This is a genomic window from Photorhabdus antumapuensis (assembly GCF_020387775.1).
GTDB classification, from domain to species: Bacteria; Pseudomonadota; Gammaproteobacteria; order Enterobacterales; family Enterobacteriaceae; genus Photorhabdus; species Photorhabdus antumapuensis.
Window position 1 is genome coordinate 1 of record NZ_JAHZMK010000099.1, and the last position, 1,142, is coordinate 1,142.

The following is a 1,142-nucleotide window of genomic DNA, read 5'->3' on the forward strand; positions in this document are numbered from 1 at the left end:
TTTAATGTTGGGACATCAGGGCTGGTATTGAATAACGCGACCCATGATACGCAGTCTCTACTGGCGGGGCAAATCGGCGCGAATCTGAACTTCAATGGTAAATCGGCTGAACTGATTATTAATGAAGTGGTGGGGGCTTTTGCCTCAAATCTGCAAGGTTTGTTGGAAGTCGCAGGGCAGAAAGCTAATGTCTTCATCGTCAACCCGAACGGCATGATTTGTAATGGCTGTGGTTTTATCAATGTCCCGGCGGTCACGTTATCGACCGGTAAACCGGTGTTTGATAAAGACGGGGCATTAGAAGCCTTAGAAGTGAAGAAAGGCATCATCACCTTGGGTGAAAAGGGACTGGATGCAACGGCGCAGGATACTGTCGATATCATCAGCCGGACCACTCAGCTTAACGGCAGACTACAGGCGAAAAACCTGACATTGACACAAGGTCCCAACCGGGTTGATTTCAAACGCGGGACGATTGTCCCCCTTGCCGGGGAAGGTTATACCCCCTGGGAAGCGATTGATACCGGGTCATTGGGGGGAATGTATGCCAATAAAATTCGTCTGGTGAGTACCGAGCCGGGTAAGGCGGTCAATCTGACTCACCTGACTGCAACGCAAGGCGACATCAATTTGATCGCCGACGATAAGGTGATTCTGGGGGATGTGCAGGCCAAAACCGACATAAACATGCGTGGTAAAAGCATTGCAATGGCGGAACGGAGCCATATGCAAGCGGGTCAACATCTGACATTGACCACCGATACCTTGCAGAATCGGGGACGAATTCATGCCGCTGGCGATGTCGCCATTAAAACGAAAGCCTTGTCTTTAGATGGGGGAAATATCAACGCCGGGAACCATGTCCTGCTACAGGGCGAGAACAGTTTTACGATGCGTGGCGCGGATATCTCCGGTCTTAACATTACCTTGATTTCCAACGGTTATAGTACTTCTGTTTTACCTGGAAGCAGTGACACGCCGGAAGGCACACAGGCATTATCCCTTATTTCTGCGGTTAATACGCTGCGTATTCTGTCTGAGCGCGGATTATCTCTTTCAGATACGTTAATTAGCCGGGCAAAAAATATCTTTGTGGCGAGTAATGAGTGGATTGATATTAATCAGCATTTGGCAGCGGATGA

1 protein-coding gene is annotated in these 1,142 nt (G+C 49.2%); it reads left to right on the plus strand.

All coding sequences use genetic code 11. The features are described from left to right. The coding region (locus tag KZ793_RS22405) for a filamentous hemagglutinin N-terminal domain-containing protein (protein WP_225817279.1) at positions 1-1,142 on the plus strand (1,142 nt) is incomplete at both ends.